This window comes from Roseinatronobacter domitianus, from assembly GCF_023336755.1.
GTDB lineage: Bacteria > Pseudomonadota > Alphaproteobacteria > Rhodobacterales > Rhodobacteraceae > Roseinatronobacter > Roseinatronobacter domitianus.
Map to the genome: position 1 here is coordinate 22,211 of NZ_JALZWP010000004.1, position 17,187 is coordinate 39,397.

At 62.1% G+C, this 17,187-nt stretch carries 17 protein-coding genes; 9 read left to right on the forward strand and 8 right to left on the reverse strand.

What is annotated here, in order from left to right; genetic code table 11:
* The first annotated feature begins 20 nt into the window (after positions 1-20).
* The 6 genes from M3N55_RS05495 to M3N55_RS05520 all read left to right on the forward strand — a co-directional run bounded on the left by M3N55_RS05495 (position 21) and on the right by M3N55_RS05520 (position 5,592).
* Positions 21-1,406, forward strand: a complete 1,386-nt coding sequence (locus tag M3N55_RS05495) for a dipeptidase (RefSeq protein WP_249057206.1) — start codon at positions 21-23, stop codon at positions 1,404-1,406.
* A gap of 17 nt (positions 1,407-1,423) precedes the next feature.
* The gene (locus M3N55_RS05500; RefSeq protein WP_249057570.1) at positions 1,424-2,602 is read left to right on the forward strand and encodes a cytochrome P450; all 1,179 of its coding nucleotides are present in this window, start codon (positions 1,424-1,426) and stop codon (positions 2,600-2,602) included.
* Between the two features lie 72 nt (positions 2,603-2,674).
* Complete coding sequence (cobS, locus tag M3N55_RS05505) at positions 2,675-3,646, forward strand: cobaltochelatase subunit CobS (protein ID WP_249057209.1); 972 nt, start codon at positions 2,675-2,677, stop codon at positions 3,644-3,646.
* A complete protein-coding gene (locus tag M3N55_RS05510; RefSeq protein WP_249057211.1) occupies positions 3,643-4,080 on the forward strand; it encodes a thermonuclease family protein in 438 nt (145 codons plus the stop codon). Before cobS ends, M3N55_RS05510 begins: the two co-directional genes overlap by 4 nt.
* Positions 4,081-4,253: 173 nt before the next feature.
* A complete protein-coding gene (locus M3N55_RS05515) occupies positions 4,254-4,568 on the forward strand; it encodes a hypothetical protein (protein ID WP_249057212.1) in 315 nt (104 codons plus the stop codon).
* Positions 4,569-4,677: 109 nt separating this feature from the next.
* Complete coding sequence (locus tag M3N55_RS05520) at positions 4,678-5,592, forward strand: transferrin-binding protein-like solute binding protein (protein ID WP_249057215.1); 915 nt, start codon at positions 4,678-4,680, stop codon at positions 5,590-5,592.
* A gap of 57 nt (positions 5,593-5,649) precedes the next feature.
* Here the strand turns inward: M3N55_RS05520 and M3N55_RS05525 are convergent, their stop codons facing one another.
* Entirely contained in the window at positions 5,650-6,258 is a 609-nt protein-coding gene (locus M3N55_RS05525) for an NADPH-dependent FMN reductase (protein ID WP_249057217.1), read from the reverse strand.
* A 170-nt stretch (positions 6,259-6,428) separates the two neighbouring features.
* Here M3N55_RS05525 and cobT point away from each other — a divergent pair, with 170 nt between their 5' ends.
* The 3 genes from cobT to mobA are packed head-to-tail and all read left to right on the forward strand — an operon-like array spanning position 6,429 to position 9,492.
* A complete protein-coding gene (gene cobT, locus M3N55_RS05530; RefSeq protein WP_249057219.1) occupies positions 6,429-8,303 on the forward strand; it encodes a cobaltochelatase subunit CobT in 1,875 nt (624 codons plus the stop codon).
* Between the two features lie 35 nt (positions 8,304-8,338).
* Positions 8,339-8,872 (forward strand): DUF2478 domain-containing protein, encoded by a 534-nt coding sequence (locus M3N55_RS05535; RefSeq protein ID WP_249057221.1) that lies wholly within the window; start codon positions 8,339-8,341, stop codon positions 8,870-8,872.
* On the forward strand, positions 8,869-9,492 hold the full coding sequence (gene mobA / locus M3N55_RS05540; RefSeq protein ID WP_249057223.1) for a molybdenum cofactor guanylyltransferase MobA: 624 nt from the start codon (positions 8,869-8,871) through the stop codon (positions 9,490-9,492). The genes M3N55_RS05535 and mobA overlap by 4 nt, the downstream gene beginning before the upstream one ends.
* A 12-nt stretch (positions 9,493-9,504) precedes the next feature.
* Here mobA and xth read toward each other — a convergent pair whose 3' ends face one another.
* The 7 genes from xth to M3N55_RS05575 form a co-directional block, all read right to left on the reverse strand.
* A complete protein-coding gene (xth, locus tag M3N55_RS05545; RefSeq protein ID WP_249057225.1) occupies positions 9,505-10,314 on the reverse strand; it encodes an exodeoxyribonuclease III in 810 nt (269 codons plus the stop codon).
* A 59-nt stretch (positions 10,315-10,373) separates the two neighbouring features.
* Positions 10,374-12,353, reverse strand: a complete 1,980-nt coding sequence (locus M3N55_RS05550; RefSeq protein ID WP_249057227.1) for a protein meaA — start codon at positions 12,351-12,353, stop codon at positions 10,374-10,376.
* Between the two features lie 107 nt (positions 12,354-12,460).
* Positions 12,461-13,195, reverse strand: a complete 735-nt coding sequence (locus M3N55_RS05555) for an SDR family NAD(P)-dependent oxidoreductase (protein ID WP_249057228.1) — start codon at positions 13,193-13,195, stop codon at positions 12,461-12,463.
* A complete protein-coding gene (locus M3N55_RS05560) occupies positions 13,192-13,752 on the reverse strand; it encodes a DUF3833 domain-containing protein (protein ID WP_249057230.1) in 561 nt (186 codons plus the stop codon). Before M3N55_RS05560 ends, M3N55_RS05555 begins: the two co-directional genes overlap by 4 nt.
* Before the next feature lie 3 nt (positions 13,753-13,755).
* Entirely contained in the window at positions 13,756-15,009 is a 1,254-nt protein-coding gene (locus M3N55_RS05565; protein ID WP_428982610.1) for an MFS transporter, read from the reverse strand.
* Entirely contained in the window at positions 15,006-15,776 is a 771-nt protein-coding gene (locus tag M3N55_RS05570) for a DUF1365 domain-containing protein (protein ID WP_249057233.1), read from the reverse strand. Before M3N55_RS05570 ends, M3N55_RS05565 begins: the two co-directional genes overlap by 4 nt.
* A complete protein-coding gene (locus tag M3N55_RS05575) occupies positions 15,773-17,074 on the reverse strand; it encodes an NAD(P)/FAD-dependent oxidoreductase (RefSeq protein WP_249057234.1) in 1,302 nt (433 codons plus the stop codon). The genes M3N55_RS05570 and M3N55_RS05575 overlap by 4 nt, the downstream gene beginning before the upstream one ends.
* Positions 17,075-17,187: the final 113 nt, after the last annotated feature.

The window sequence follows — 17,187 nt, forward strand, 5'->3', positions numbered from 1 at the left end:
CCTTGCCAGCGGAGCTTAGCATGACCGATACGATCACCCCTGTCCTGTCCCGGATAGACGCCGATTTGCCGCAAGCCCTGGACCGGCTTGTGGACCTGCTGCGCATCCCGTCAATCTCGACAGATCCCGCGCACAAGGCAGATGTCGAATATGCCGCCGATTGGCTGGTCAAGGACCTGAGCGATATGGGCTTTTCCGCCCGCAAAGACCCCACAACAGGCCACCCGATGGTGGTTGCGACAGGCGGTGCCGATAATGGCCCGCACCTGTTGTTCTACGGCCATTATGACGTGCAGCCGGTGGACCCGCTGCACCTGTGGGACCGCGACCCGTTCGACCCGCAAGTGCAGGACACGCCGCGCGGAAAAGTGATCCGCGCGCGCGGTGCTTCCGACGACAAGGGCCAGTTGATGACCTTTCTGGAAGCCTGCCGCGCGTGGCTGGCGGTGCATGGCAGCCTGCCGGTGAAATTGACCTTCTTTCTGGAAGGCGAAGAGGAAAGCGGCTCGCCTTCACTTGTGCCCTATATGAAGGCGCATGCCGACGCGCTGAAAGCCGATATCGCGCTGATCTGCGACACCGGGATGTATGACGCGCAAACCCCCGCCATTACCACCATGCTGCGCGGCTTGCTGGGCGAGGAAGTGACAATCCACGCCGCCGACCGCGACCTGCATTCAGGCATGTTCGGAGGGGCGGCGATGAACCCCGCGCGGGTGCTGGCGCGCATTCTGGCCGACCTGCATGACGATCAGGGCCGCGTGACCGTGCCGGGCTTTTACGATGACGTGCCGGACCTGCCCGCCGATATTCGTGCGCAATGGGCGGGCTTGGGTTTTAATGCCGAAGCATTTTTGGGACAAGTTGGGTTGCGCCTGCCTGCGGGCGAGCAGGACCGCAGCGCGCTGGAGATGATCTGGGCACGCCCGACCTGCGAGATTAACGGCATGATTTCGGGCTATACCGGCGCGGGGTTCAAGACCGTGCTGCCCGCACAAGCCAGCGCCAAGATCAGCTTCCGGCTGGTCGGCGCGCAAGACCCGCACAAGATCCGGGCCGCGTTCCGTGATTTCGTGCAGGCCCGCCTGCCGGATGATTGCCGCGTGGAATTTGCCGATCACGGGGCCTCGCCCGCCTCGACCATGTCCACCGACCACCCAGCCTTTGAGGCCGCACGCCAAGCCCTAAGCGCGGAGTGGCCCAAACCCGCAGCCTTCGTGGGGTCTGGCGGGTCGATCCCGATCGCCGGGTATTTCAAGACCATCCTTGAAATGGATTCGATGCTGGTAGGCTTCGCCAAGGAGGATGACGCGATACACTCGCCAAATGAAAAGTATGACCTGGACAGCTTCCATCGCGGCATTCGCTCTTGGGCGCGCATTATCGACGCGGTGTCAAAGGCTTGAGCAGTTTTCCGGACAGCTTGCCAAAGTTTGCCCAAAACCCGACGGATGTTCGATTTGTGCAAGACCCCTACCCAGCCTATGACCGGATGCGCGCGCTTGGGCCACTGGTGTATTGGCAGGATTACGCCCTGCCCTGCACCACCAGCTTCGCGGCAACAAACGCGGTTCTGCGTGACCGGCGCTTTGGGCGGGTGCCGCTGGAACCGCCCACCATACCGCCGCATCTGGCCCCGTTCTATGCAATCGAAGCGCATTCCATGCTGGAACTGGAACCGCCGCGCCATACCCGCCTGCGCGGGTTGGTGCTGCGGGCTTTCACCTCGCGCCGGATCGCGGCGCTTGCACCGGAAATCGACGCGCTGGCGCATGGTCTGATCGACACGCTGCCGGGGGACGAATTTGATCTGCTGGAACATTTCGCACGACCGCTGCCCGTCATCATCATTGCCCGGCTTTTGGGTGTGCCAGAATCAATGACCGCCGACCTGTTGCGCTGGTCCAACGCCATGGTCGGAATGTATCAGGCCGGACGCAGCCGCGCGATGGAAGACGCGGCCGCTGTTGCCGCCACCGAATTCAGCGCCTTTCTGCGCGACTATATCGACGCAAGGCGCGCGCGCCCGGCGGATGACCTGGTAACCCATCTGATTGCGGCAGAAGAGGACGGGCAGACGCTATCTACCGAGGAAATGATCGCCACCTGCATCCTGCTGTTGAACGCCGGGCACGAGGCGACGGTGCACAGCTTGGGGTTGGCCGTGAAAACCTTGCTGCAGCATGGCCTGTGGCCTGCCCCGATCACAGACGCGCTGGTCGAGGAATGTCTGCGCTATGATCCGGCGCTGCACCTGTTCACCCGCTGGGCCTATGACGACATAGATGTGATGGGCGTGACAATTCCGCGCGGCGCGCAACTTGCCTGCCTGCTGGGTGCTGCGAACCGCTGCCCGCGCCAGTGGGACCAGCCCAATAAGTTTGACCCCACGCGCCCCGCCAAACCACATACCGGTTTCGGCGCGGGGCTGCATTTTTGCCTTGGTGCGCCACTGGCGCGGCTGGAATTGCAGCGGGCCTTGTCGGTGCTTGGCGCCCGCCTGCCCCGGCTGACACTTGCCGCGCCCCCACAACTTGCGGATATTTACCATTTCCACGGGCTAGAGCGGTTGATCGTCGCGCAAGGCACGCCTTCCCCTTGAACCTTTGCGGCATATGTTTCAAACACAAGCCAAACACGATGGCCCGGCCATTCCAAAGCAGGACGATACGGCATGACAGACCTCAACAGGCCCACCGAAGATATCTCTGTCCGCGATGTGTTCGGGATAGACAGCGACATGACCGTGAAGGGGTTTGCAGAGGCCGGCGACCGTGTGCCCGCGCTGGACCCGACCTACAAGTTCGACCCCGACACGACCTTGGCCATTCTGGCAGGCTTTGCCTATAATCGTCGCGTCATGATCCAAGGCTATCACGGCACCGGCAAATCCACCCATATCGAGCAGGTGGCAGCGCGGTTGAACTGGCCTTCGGTGCGGGTGAACCTGGACAGCCATATCAGCCGGATCGACCTCATCGGCAAAGATGCGATCAAACTGCGCGACGGCGTGCAGGTCACGGAATTCCAGGACGGCATTCTGCCTTGGGCCCTGCGCAACCCCGTGGCGATTGTGTTTGACGAATATGACGCTGGCCGTCCCGATGTGATGTTCGTCATCCAGCGTGTTCTGGAACATGACGGCAAGCTGACATTGTTGGACCAGAACGAAATCATTACGCCGCACCCCTCCTTCCGGCTGTTCGCGACTGCCAACACGGTGGGCTTGGGCGACACCACGGGTCTGTATCACGGCACACAGCAGATCAACCAGGCACAGATGGACCGCTGGTCGCTGGTCGCCACGTTGAACTACCTGAGCCATGATGCCGAAGTCGCCATCGTGCTGTCGAAGAACCCGACCTATAATACCGCCGCGGGCCGTAAAGAAATCAGCCAGATGGTCACGGTTGCGGATATGACGCGCACCGCCTTCATGAATGGCGACCTGTCGACTGTCATGAGCCCGCGAACGGTCATTAACTGGGCCGAGAATGCGCGGATTTTCCGGTCGGTCGGCTATGCGTTCCGGTTGTCCTTCATGAACAAATGCGACGAGTTGGAGCGCCAGACCGTGGCAGAGTTCTACCAACGCTGCTTTGACGAAGAACTGCCCGAATCGGCGGCCAGCATGAGCCTGGGATGAGGCTTTTCGCGGCGCTGGCAACCAGTGTTGTTGTGGCTTGCACAGCGCCCGAAACCCCGTCTGCCCCCGCAACCGGGAGGAGCACGTTTGAACAATCCGGCTGTCGTATAAGCCGGGTTGTGGATGGCGATACGATTACGATCACCTGCCCGGACACCGCGCGCCGAAATGTTCGCCTGACCGGTTTCGATACCCCGGAAACCTACAAACCGCAATGCGCAGGCGAAGAAAGGCTTGGGCAGGCCGCGACGCTGCACCTGAGACGCTTGATCGCACAAGCGAGCATGGTGGACCTGCGCACAAGTGGCACCGACCGATATGGGCGGTTGTTGGGACGATTGGCGCTGGATGGCGTGGATGTCGCGCGCGCGATGATCGCAGAGGGGCTGGCCGTGCCCTATTCCGGGGGCAAACGGCGCAACTGGTGTGTCTAGGGCTGGGTTCATCATCATATGTCGAGTTTAAACGGAAAATGTAAACGAACCGTTTATGTTGAGGTCACTCAACATAGTTATTCACAATAAGCTGACCCCCGACCCCGGGCGCATCGTGTTATCCAACTTCCATGAAAACGTATTTTGCTACAATTTTCTGGCTTCTTGCCATCATGCTACCTGTTCAGGGCGCGGATGTTGAGGCCGTGACGATCGCGCGGAATGCGGATGGCAGTTTTCATATTGCTGTCACCGTGTCCTCTGACGAGACAGGCTGGGACAAATACGCCGACAAATGGGAAGTTCTTGGCCCGGATGGCACGGTGCTGGGCACGCGCATTTTGCACCATCCGCATGTCCATGAACAACCTTTCACCCGCAGCCTGCCAGCTTTGGGTCTGCCGCCACAGATCACCACAATTCGGGTTCGGGCGCATGACAGCGTCGAAGGCTTTGTTGGGGCAGAGCAGGTCGTTCCAGTTCCGTAGATTGTAGCGTGAGCGCAGATAATTCCCCGGTTCAGCCTTAATTCCCCCCCAGCTTGGCCACAAAGACAGACAATACAGGGGGCAATCAGATCTTTCAGGATTGCCCACCATGCTTATTCGTGTCGCCTCTGCTCTTTCTGTCGTAACGTTGCTCTCGGCTTGTAGCGGTGGTGCGCTGTCACCGACCTCTGGCAGCGTATCCACCACTAGCGGCAATATGCCAAATGTTCTGGCGCAATCGGGGCAGGGCAATTCCGGCGGCGTGGTCGCAAACGGCCCACCGGCTTCGGGCATAGAGGCGACCATGCGCTACAATGGTGTTTCTGGACGGGGCAGCGGTGCGCGGATCGATTTTCATAATGGCGACCTTACGGGCGTGGCAATCACTTGCACGCGTGCCGGAGGCGGCGCGACGGTCCCGGAATGCGATGTTGTCAATGCGGACAGCGCATGGTTGGTGAATGAGTTGAGCGGGCGTTATGCCTATGCCGGGGGCTTCGCCGTTAACGGGCATGGACCTGACGCAGATCAAGACAGTTTCGTCACCATCCATTCCGGTCCGGGTCAGCAAGCGGATGAAAGCGTGGTGCTCCCCGGCGAAAGCGTGGAATATCGCGGCAGGTTTCAGGCCGGGGCTTCGCTCATCCAAGGAGGTGTGCAATATGACGGTCGCGCCACCGGGTCGGTCGATCTGACAGCGGATTTCACATCTGGCACCCTGTCGGCAGAGTTTCAGGGGCTATTGCGCGACGACACCGACAATTCTTACGCCGATCTGGCCGCAGGATTCGAGGGCGCGTTGATCGGACCGGACGGTCGATTCTACAATTCCGACGGCACGGTGCTGTCTTACAATGGTACGCAGGCTTGGGGGGAATTGGATGGTGCTTTTTACGGTCCTAATGCCGAGGAAGTCGCCGGCACCTTCGGCTTTGGCAACGCATCGGGCGGGATGACCGGCATTCTTCTGGGCTGTTCCGAATATACGCTGACGAATTGCGTTGCGCCCAGCCCCGGATTTTAACGGCAGCGCCGGTTGACCCGCGCCCGGTTGGGGGCGCGGGGTATCATATCTGAAGGTTCAGGCAGCTTTTGCCGCGTTTTCCCGGCGGGCGGCCATGGTAGCACGGGTCCACCAGTCCAGTTCGGACAGCATGGCATCGGCAGAGCCACCGATGCTGGCTTCAAGCGACTCGATCGGCTTGGGGTCGCCGCCCATCGGGTGCACACTAAAGAAATCGCCGCCGCCGATATGAACCGCAGACCGGGTGGACGCCATTTGCAGCTCTATCCCGATGGCGCGCAAATGTTCCGCCGCGCGCGCAGCCCCCACGCCGCCATAGCCGACAATACCAAACGCTTTGTGGTTCCATTCCAGATAGGCTTGGTCCAGGGCGTTTTTCAGCACCGCCGTGATCGAGTGGTTGTATTCTGGCGTCACGAAAATGAACCCGTCATACTGTGCGAGAGTCTGTTGCCATTTCACGGCGGCGGGGTCTTCGCTGGGCATCCACAGGTTGGACGCCATTTCGTTGAACAAGGGCAGCGGATGGTCTTTCAGGTCGATCAGGTCAACATCCCAATCGCCACGCGCCTTTGCGCGGGCCACGATCCATTCGGCCGGGGCCAGCCCGAAACGGCTGTCGCGGGTGCTGCCAAGGATTACGCCGATGCGGGGGGTCTGGGTCATTCTGAGTCTCCGGTGTGATAAGTTTCTGTGTCACATATCTGCGCGGATCAGCCGCTGCGAAAGCTTCGTTTCTGCACAGGCCCTGTGCGAAGCAGCAGAGTGTTTCCTTTTCTTTCGCAAGGCGCTGGTCTATCTGTGACGCAGACCCAAAGCACAGGCCCCGGTGACGCATGAGCAAGCCTTCCGACAACCCGGCAGACCCGTTCAAAAAGGCGCTGTCTGACACAGCCCGCACAATGGCAGACGCGCGTGACATGACCGTAACTTATTCGGTCGATCCCCCCGGCCTGTCGAATGATGCGATGCGTTTGCCGCAGGTCACGCGCCGCATGACCCGCGACGAGGTCTTGCTGGCACGCGGCACCGCTGACAGCCTTGCCCTGCGCCACCGCTATCACGACACAGGCACCCATGCGCGCTACATGCCGCAAGGAGAGATGGCGCGCGAATTGTATCAGGCCATGGAGGATGCGCGCTGCGAGGCCGTGGGCGCACGCCACATGCCCGGCACGGCAGGCAATATCGACGCGCGCATCGCGCATGACGCCAGCCGTAAAGGTTATGCTCAAATCCGTGACCGCAAGGATGCCCCCCTGCCCGTCGCCGCCAGTTACATGATCCGCGAAATGGCGACAGGGCGCGATCTGCCCAGTGGGGCCGATCATGTTCTGGACCTGTGGCGCGGCTTCATAGAGGAACGCGCGGGCGGCACGCTGGAAGGGCTTGAAAATGTGCTGGCCGATCAGAGCGCCTTTGCCCGCTTCACCCGCCGCATGATCGAGGATCTGGGCTTTGGCGACCAATTGGGCGACGACCCAGACGATACCGGAGACGAGGACGAAGGCACCGAGGACGACCAAGAAGACCAGTCCGAAGACCCCGACAACCCCGACAGCCAAGGCGAAGAAGACAGCGCCGACGATGACAGCTCGGACGAGGACGGCCAGTCGCAAGACGCAGCCCAAGCTGATCTGGCCATGGACGAAGACGCCGAGGACGAAATGTCCGACGAGGCCGAACTGCCTGAGGGCGAGGCTCCGATGGACCCGCCGCCACCGCCGCCCCATTCCGAGGCAAGCGCGGATTACAAAGTGTTTACCACCGCCAATGACGAAGAAATCCGCGCCGAGGACTTGGCCGAACCTGCCGAGTTGGAACGTCTGCGCGCCTATCTGGACCAGCAGTTGGAACCCTTGAAAGGGGCTGTGTCGCGGCTGGCCAACAAGTTGCAACGTCGTTTGCAGGCACAACAAAACCGGTCGTGGTTGTTCGATCTGGAAGAAGGCACGCTCGATGCCGGACGGCTGGCGCGCGTGGTCGCAAACCCCACAACCCCGCTATCCTTCAAGCAAGAAAAAGACACAGAGTTCCGCGATACGGTTGTCACGCTTCTGTTGGACAATTCCGGGTCCATGCGCGGGCGCCCCATCTCCATTGCCGCAATTTGCGCCGATGTGTTGGCCCGCACGCTGGAGCGGTGCAATGTTAAGGTGGAAATTCTTGGTTTCACCACCCGCGCCTGGAAGGGCGGGCTCTCGCGCGAGGCATGGCTGAATGATGGCCGCAGCCTGCAACCGGGCCGCCTGAACGATCTGCGCCACATCATCTACAAGCAGGCCGATGCGCCGTGGCGGCGTGTGCGCCCCAATTTGGGCCTGATGATGAAAGAGGGGCTGCTGAAGGAAAACATCGACGGCGAGGCGCTCGAATGGGCGCACCGGCGCATGTTGGCCAGGCCAGAGGCGCGCAAGATCCTCATGGTCATCTCTGATGGCGCGCCCGTCGATGACAGCACCCTGTCTGTGAACCCCGCCAACTACCTTGAACGCCACCTGCGCGACGTGATCGCCATGGTCGAAAAGCGCCGCGCGGTGGAATTGCTGGCCATCGGCATCGGGCATGACGTAACCCGTTATTACGACCGTGCCGTGACCATTACCGATGTGGAACAACTGGCCGGGGCCATGACCGAACAGCTTGCCGCGTTGTTCGACAAAGACCCGCGCGCCCGCGCCCGCTTTGTGGGCATCCGACGCGCCAGTTAAACCCCCTGCCCTGCACCAAGCCCGGAGAAGGCGCCATGTTCGCATATTTCATTGCCGAGGGGCGCGGGGCGGGCGACCGCGTGTTGCTGGATCTTGCACAGACCCTGATGGCGCGGGGGATGCGCCTGTGTGGCGCGGTGCAGGACAACATCGAAAACGACCCAAGCCGCCGGTGTCATATGGACCTGCAACTGCTTGGCAGCGACCGGATCGTGCGCATTTCGCAGGATCGCGGCCGCCATGCCACCGGGTGCCGACTGGACAGCCATGGTTTGGCAGAGGCCGTGTTTCTGGTTGAGTCCGCGTTGGAACACGGCAGACCTGACCTGCTGATCGTCAACAAGTTCGGCAAGCAGGAATGCGAAGGCGCGGGGTTTCGGCAGGCGATCGGGCAGGCACTTGCCGCAGAGATTCCGGTCCTGACCGGCTGCGCACCGGGCCACAGGGCCGGGCTGCTGGCATTCTCTGACGGGCTGGCCACCCAAGTGCCGCCCACGCCCCAAGCGCTGCTGGACTGGTGCCTTGCGACATGCGCCAACAAGGCGCCCCTTGCCGAGCGCGAGGCATGACCAGACCGCTGGGGATTATCCTTGCCGGGGGCCGCGCGACCCGTATGGGCGGCGGCGACAAGGGGCTGCGCAGCCTTGGTTCGGCGCGGATCCTTGACCATGTCATCGCGCGGTTGGAACCGCAATGCGCGGCGCTGGCGCTGAATGCAAATGGCGACCCCGCGCGCTTTGCGGAATTCGGCCTGCCGGTGCTGCCCGATAGCATCGGCGGGTATCAAGGCCCGCTGGTGGGTGTTCTGGCGGGGCTGGATTGGGCGGCGCAGCGCGGGGCGGATACCATCGTCACCGCCGCTGCGGATACGCCCTTCCTGCCGCTCGATCTTGTCGCAAGGCTGACGGCCTGCGCCGCGCCGAATGGCCTGTGCATTGCCGCCAGCCCCGATGAAACCGGCACCCTACGCCGCCACCCGACCTTTGGTCTGTGGCCGGTCGCATTACGCGACGACTTGCGCGCGGCGCTCGCGGACGGGCTGCGCAAAGTCTCGCTTTGGGCCGACCGCCACGGGGCCGGAACCGCCCGGTTCAGCAACGATCAAGGCGATCCGTTCTTCAACATCAACCGGCCTGAAGATATCGACACGGCCCTGCGCCAGATGGCCGACCCTGACGCTGCCCCCTGACCACGCCTGTTCTTACAGCGCCATCTCTGCCCAGATCGGCACATGGTCCGAGGGTTTCTCTTCGCCGCGCACCGCGCGGTCGATGCCGCAATCTTGCAACCAGTCAGCGGCATAGGGGCACAGCAAAATGTGGTCGATGCGGATACCATCATTGCGGTCCCACGCGCCGGCTTGGTAATCCCAGAACGTGTAGCTTTCCGGCGCTTGGGTCCGGGCGCGTAACGCATCCGTCAAGCCCAGATTGACGATCCGCCGGAACGCCGCCCGCGACGGCAGGCGAAACAGCGCGTCGTTTTCCCACGCTTTGGGGCGCGCGGCGTCCTCTGGCTGAGGAATAATGTTGTAATCGCCCAGCATGACGAACGGCGTCTCGGCGGCCAGAAGCTCTGCGGCGCGCGCGCGCAATCGGTCCATCCATGCCAGCTTATAGGCGTATTTCCCCCCCGGCAAAGGCGCGCCCGCCCCGTCCAGTTCCACCGGGTTGCCATTGGGCAGATACAATCCGCAAACACGCAAGGAATGCGTGGCGCCCTGCACGGTCGCCTCAATATAGCGCGACTGTGCGTCGTCATCATCGCCCGGCAAGCCGCGCGTTACATCCGACAGCGGCAAGACGCTGGCAATCGCGACCCCGTTGAAACCCTTTTGGCCGTGGGTTTCCAGATGATAGCCGCGTTCGGTGAATATCTCGCGCGGGAAGCCGTCATCGACCGATTTGATTTCCTGCATCACCAGCACATCGGGCTGGAACGCGTCCAGCCAGCGGGTCAGCGCAGGGCCGCGCGCCTTGATGCCATTGATGTTAAAGCTGACCAGTTTCATGCGGACCCCCTGAGTGTTGCGGCGCATGATTGCCCCGCCCTGACGGGCAGGGCAAGGGGTTACTCTGCTGCAACCGGGGTCTGGTCCACCAGTGCGACGATATCCATCATGATCTGGTTCAGGCGGAAATCCTTGGGCGTGTAGACCTGCGCCACGCCCATCGCGCGCAGGCGAACGGCGTCATCCTCGGGGATGATCCCGCCGACGATGACCGGCACATGCCCCAACCCTTCGGCGCGCATCAGCTCCATCAGGTCGCCCATCAGCGGAATATGGCTGCCCGACAGGATGGACAGACCCACCACATGCGCATCCTCGTCGCGCACAGCGGCGACAATCTCGGCGGGTGTGAGGCGAATGCCCTCATAGGCAATTTCCATCCCGCAATCGCGGGCACGGGCGGCGATCTGTTCCGCACCGTTGGAATGGCCGTCCAGCCCCGGCTTGCCGACCACGAATTTCAGCTTTCGGCCCAGCTTGGCACTGACAGCATCGACCGCTTCGCGCACATCCTCCAGCCCCTCGGTGCGGTTGGACGGCGCGCGCGCGACCCCGGTCGGGCCGCGATACTGCCCGAACGCCGCGCGGACGGTTTCGCCCCATTCGCCGGTCGTAGCACCGGCCTTGGCCGCGGCGATGGAAGGCGCCATGACATTGCGCCCGTCGCGCGCGGCGGCGCGCAGATCAGCCAACGCCGCTTGCACCGCAGCCTCATCGCGGGAGGCGCGCCATTCAGTCAGGCGACCGATCTGGTCGGCCTCTGCCTCTGGGTCCGACACCATGATCGCATCTTCGCCCGTGGTCAGCGGCGAGGGTTCGGTTGTGGTGAACTTGTTAACCCCGACCACAACAGTATTGCCGGTTTCAATACCCGAAATCCGCTCTGCATTCGCCTCTACCAGCCGCGATTTCATGTATTCGATGGCTTTGACAGCGCCGCCCATCTCGTCAATGCGGGCAAGTTCTTCGCGCGCGCCCTCGCTCAGCTCGGCCACCTTGCGGTCAATCGCGGGGTTATTGTCGAACAGGTCGTCATATTCCAAAAGGTCGGTTTCATAGGCCAGAACCTGTTGCAGGCGCAGCGACCATTGCTGGTCCCACGGGCGCGGCAGGCCCAGCGCCTCGTTCCACGCGGGCAATTGCAGCGCGCGGCAGCGGGCTTTTTTCGAGAGCGTGACCGCAAGCGCTTCGATCAGAATGCGGTAGACGTTGTTTTCGGGCTGCGGTTCGGTCAGGCCAAGCGAGTTCACCTGCACCCCATACCGGAACCGGCGGTATTTCGGGTCGTCAATGCCGTAGCGGTCGCGGCAGATTTCGTCCCACAGGTCCACGAAGGCGCGCATTTTGCACATCTCTGTCACGAAGCGGATACCCGCATTCACGAAGAACGAAATCCGCCCCACCATCTGCGGGAAATGTTCGGCCGGAACCTTGGATTTCAGGTCGTCCAGCACCGCGCAGGCGGTTGCCAGCGCGAAGGCCAGTTCCTGTTGCGGCGTCGCGCCGGCTTCTTGCAGGTGGTAGGAACACACATTCATCGGGTTCCATTTGGGCAGATGTTCGCGCGTGTAGGCGGCAACATCGGTAATCATCCGCATCGACGGCTCTGGCGGGCAAATATACGTCCCCCGCGACAGATATTCCTTGATAAGGTCGTTCTGCACGGTCCCGTTCAACTGAGACACATCCGCGCCCTGCTCTTCCGCCACCGCGATATAGAGCGCCAGCAACCACGGCGCGGTTGCGTTGATGGTCATCGAGGTGTTCATCTGCTCCAGCGGGATCTGGTCGAACAGTAGGCGCATATCGCCCAGGTGGCAAACCGGCACGCCGACCTTACCGACCTCGCCCTTAGATAGCTCATGGTCGCTGTCATAGCCCGTTTGCGTGGGCAGATCGAAGGCCACCGACAAGCCCGTCTGCCCCTTGGACAGGTTGTTGCGATAAAGCGCGTTCGACGCCCGCGCGGTCGAATGCCCGGCATAGGTGCGAAACAGCCAGGGCTTGTCCTTTTGCGGCGTGGCTTGGGGGTCGGTCATGCGGGCCTCCGGCAATACGTGCGAAACTTTGTTGCCTAAACACCTGCAAAAGGCGCAAGATAATGTCAAGCAATAATCGCTGCGTTGCGGCAATGCGCGCAGGCGCGCTACCGCCCGAAGACCCGGTAATACAGCCAGTCGGGCAGGAAGTTGCCGCCCCGGAACACCAGCGAGAACAGCTTGGGGAAGGCGCGGTGGAATTTGTCAGAGCGCATGAGCGTCATCATTTCATCCGCCGCTGCCTCTGGTTCCATAATGAATGGCATGGCGAAGTCGTTTTTCTCGGTCAGCCGCGTGCGGATGAAGCCCGGCACCGCCAATTGCACATCCACGCCTTTGCCCCGCAGATCGCAATGCATGGATTCCGCCAGATGCATCAGCCCCGCCTTGGAAGACGCATAGCCAATGGCACCCGGCAGGCCGCGATAGCCAGACAGCGACCCGGTGATGACCACATGCCCCGCGCCGCGCGCGACCATGGCAGGCACCACCTGCCCCAGCACGCGGGCCGCCCCGGTCAGGTTTACGTCGAACATGGCCTCGACCTGTTCGGCATCCCAGTCTTGCGCGGGCTGCGGCCAGTAGACGCCCGCCAGGAACACCGCTCCGTCCACCGCGCCGACCTGTTCCGCCGCTGCCACAACAGACGCGCGGTCCGACACATCGCAGGTCACAACACGGGCCGGGCCGGGCAGGCTGTCGGCCAAGGCTTGCAGCGCATCGGCACTGCGCGCGCTCAATACCAGCGACACCCCGGCTTTCGACAATTTCTCTGCCAGCGCGCGCCCCAACCCTTCAGAGGCCCCGACCAGCCAATAGGTTTTCCCGCTTAGCTTTCTCATGCGTCCACCTTTCGCATTGTGGCGACCAGTTCCGCGACCTTTATGCCATATTTGCGAAACTGGCTGCGGTTCACGATCGTCTTGTCATCTATCAGATACAGCCAATCGGTCACATCCAGCGCATGGCCGCCCGCACTTTCGGGCAAGCGGATGGTATAGCGCAACTGCAATGCCGCGCCCTTCTGATTGCCCTCGCCCCGGCCCACAAGGTCATCGGCTTCGGCCCGGATGCGCCCACCGCTTTGCAGCGTCAGCCGCCATTCGCGGTCTTGCGTGGTGCCGCTGTCATAGCGGAAATATTCGGCCAGCGTGCCGCTGTCGCCGTCCCATGTGCCGTGCATATCCGCGGTGAAACGCGAGGTGACACGCCCCATCGGCCCATAGATCACGCCCTCACAGGTCATCGGCCCCGACAGGTGCTTGCGGATATCGAAGGCGGGTTCCATCTTGGCATAATCTGCCGGGGTCTGGGCGGGAAAGCGCGCGAAACGCTGCACCGCCACGACCAGCGCCAGCATCAGCGCCATACCGGCCAGCAGGGTCAGAAACGTGGTCATCGGTCAACTCTCCTTCAAAGGGGTCAGCGCCAACAGGGCAAAGGCCCCCGCTTTCAACGCGGTTGGAAGGGCTGCATAAAGCAGCACCAGCGTGGACAGGGCTGTGTCGGAATTGTCGGTCCCCTGTTCGAACCCCGCCATGTCCAGCGTCGGGAACACGATCAGCGCGGCCAGTGCCAGGGTTGCTTTGGTGACAAAGGCCCAGAGGCCAAAACCCTGCGCGGCCTCTGGTGACAGATCCGCCATGCGGCGCGAGAAAATTGCAGGCAAAAGCGTCAGATCTGCGCCCATGCCAAAGCCCGACAGCACACAGATAACTGCGAAGGCGGTCAGGTCGCCCGGCCCCAATGTCAGCACGAAAGCGAAACTGGCCATGGCCAGCGCCATGCCAACCAGAAGCGCGGATTTAGCGCCAAAGCGTTTGGCAACCTGTGCCCAGACCGGCGCGCTTGCGGCAGCGGCAAGGAACAGCAAAATCAGCAGCGGCCCCTCTGCCCCATCGGTGCGCAGCACGGATTCGGCGTAGAACAGAAACAGGGTCGAGGTGATGGCGACCGGTGTGGCATTGACCAGCGCAATCGTCAGCAGGCGGCGCGCGGTCGGGTCGGCCAAGACCTCTCGGAAGGACGGGCCAACGACCGACAGATCGGGCCTGAAGCGCGGCCATTCCAGGCGCATGGCCCATGCGGCCACCAAAGCGACCAACACGAAGCCCAGCGCGAAACCGGTGAAGGGCGCAGGCATTACGGCTTCCAAGGCAACGGGTGCGGCGGCGGCGATACACACGCCCACCAGCGCCCCGCTTTCGCGCCATGCGGCAAGGCGCACATGCCCGCCCTGTCCCAGTGTTGCCCCGCGCGCAGCCCCCGTCGCGTAAAAGCAGATGGTCAGGAAGGAATAAGCTGTAAACAGCACCGTGATGGCGATAGCAAACCACGCAAGCGGCCAGAACATGGGGTCCACCGCAAACAGCATGACCATGGCCCCGGCCAGCGCAATCACCGCCAAGGCCGTCGCTTGCCCGCGCCACGCGCCTAAACGCGCGGCCAGCCAGCCAAGCGCCGGGTCTTGCACGAAATCTAGGCCGCGTAGCACAAACAGAACCGTGCCCAGCGCCGCAAGGGACACCGCGTATTCCTCGACATAAAAGAATGGCGCGTGGATGTAGATGGGCAACCCCGCCATGGCCAGCAACCCGCCATAAAGCGAGTAGCCCCAGAAGCGGGGCGCAGGCGCTATGCCCGCAGCGGTGGTCACTGGCTGATCTCTTCGACGGGAGGTGTTGGCCGACTGCGGAAGCGCGCGCCCTTCCACCACAATTTCAGCGCCTGCCAATGGATCAGCGCCAGCACGCGGCGCGACCCCATGCGCCGCACCATGGCCCACAGGACTGCACCATTGCCAAGCGGTTTGCGCGCACCCGTCAGCGTGGCCACCAACCCGGCATTTTCAGCCTCGGCATCCTGCCGGTAGCCGATGCGGATATTCACCTTCTCTGGCGTCATCTCGACATGAAAGCTGTAGTCGCCCTCGACCGGCTGAAACGGCGAGACATAGAAAATCTTGCGCGCCTGCAACTCGTCGCTGGGCAGAATGGCAGAGCGGTCGGGCTTGACGCATAGATAAGAATGCCGGTCGCCATAGGTGTTGTTCACCTCTGCGATCATGGCGCGCATGTCGCCCGCTTTATCATGACACAGCCAGAAACTGACCGGGTTGAACAAATGGCCCAGCACGCGCGGTTGGGTCAGCAGCATCAACTTGCCGTCGGTCACGCTCCCTAGCTGATGCGCCGCCAGCACCTCGCGCACCCAAGCGGCCCCGCGCCCCTGCCCGGGCATACCGCCATGGTCACGGTCCGACAGGCTGGCCACGTTGCTCCGGTTGCGCGACAACAGGGTCGGCGCTTGCAGCTCTGCTTCGGCATCGAACAGCACATAATCCACCGTGTAGGTAAACCGGTTAGATACCGGCCCGCGCCGCCCGTGAAAGGTCTGGCCTGCGATATGTTCAACCTTGCTCATGCAACCGCCGCTAGTTTCCGCGTGCGTTCTTCCATGGCGCGAGCGACATCGACCGCGCTCTTGAACCCGTCCTCGTGAAAGCCGCTATGCAGCCACGCGCCACTGAACCATGTGCGGTTCATGCCGTTCATGGCCCGCACCGCGCCCTGCGCGTCCAGCGCAGCTGCGTCATAGACCGGGTGGTCAAAGCTGTAAGTGTCGTAAATACAGTCTTCGCGCACCGGATGATTGGCATTCAACGTCACGAAAATCGGGTCATCCTGCGGGATGGGCTGAAGCGAATTCATCCAGTAGCTAAGCGATATGCGCGCACGATCTTCCGGCCCGCGCTCGGTATAGGCCCAGCTGGACCATGTCTTGCGCCGCTTTGGCATGAAATCTGCATCGCAATGCAACACGGCGTCATTGGTCTGGTACTTCACAGCCCCAAGCGCGCGGCGCTCGGCTTCGGTCGGGTCGGCCAGCAGACGCAACGTGATGTCGGAATGGGTTGCAAAGATCACCTCGTCAAAACGCTCGGCCTCTGCCCCGTGCGCCTTGATCTGCACACCATCGACCGCGCGCGTTACGCTTTCCACCGGGGTGCCGCTGCGCAGATTGACGCCCGCGCGCTCCAGATAGGCCGTCAGACGGTGCACATATTCAATAGAGCCGCCGCGGACCGTATGCCACTGGTGCTGCCCATTCGCACTCAGCAGTGCATGGTTGCGAAAGAATTCCATCATCGCCACGGCGGGAAAATCAAGGATTTTTGCGGTCGGCGTTGACCAGATCGCCCCGGAGAATGGCAAGATATACCGCTCACGAAACCAGGTGCCGGTGCCCAGTTGCTCTAGAAGCCCGCAGATGCTTAGTCCGGGATTGTCCAGCGCGACCCTGTGGCCATTCTTGTTAAAGTGCAGAATGTCACGCAGCATCCGCAGATGCCTTGGGTCCAGCGCCGCCCTGCGGGTCGCAAACACCTGATCGAGCGACCCTAACCCATATTCATAACGTCCGGCATCGAACGACGCACAAAAGCTCATATTCGAAGGCGCCGTCGGCACATCGAGCTTTTCAAACAGCGCGGTCAGGTTGGGATAGTTTACATGGTTGAACACGATAAAGCCTGTATCCACCGGCTGATCGCCACGCTTGCCCGCAAGCACGGTGCGCGCATGGCCGCCAAGGCGGGGTTCGGCTTCAAACAGCGTAACACGATGGCGCTGCGACATCAGGTAGGCGCCCGCCAGCCCCGAAATGCCGCCGCCGATTATCGCAATCCGCCGCGCGGGCATGTCAATCATTTCAAAGGGCATGGTGTCTCCGTTACTTGACAGTCTGGCAAGCCACTGGCCGCCGTTGAAGATGATACGCGGCGTAGGAAAACCCGGATCAAAGGTAATAACATCTCATCTCTGTGCATATTTTT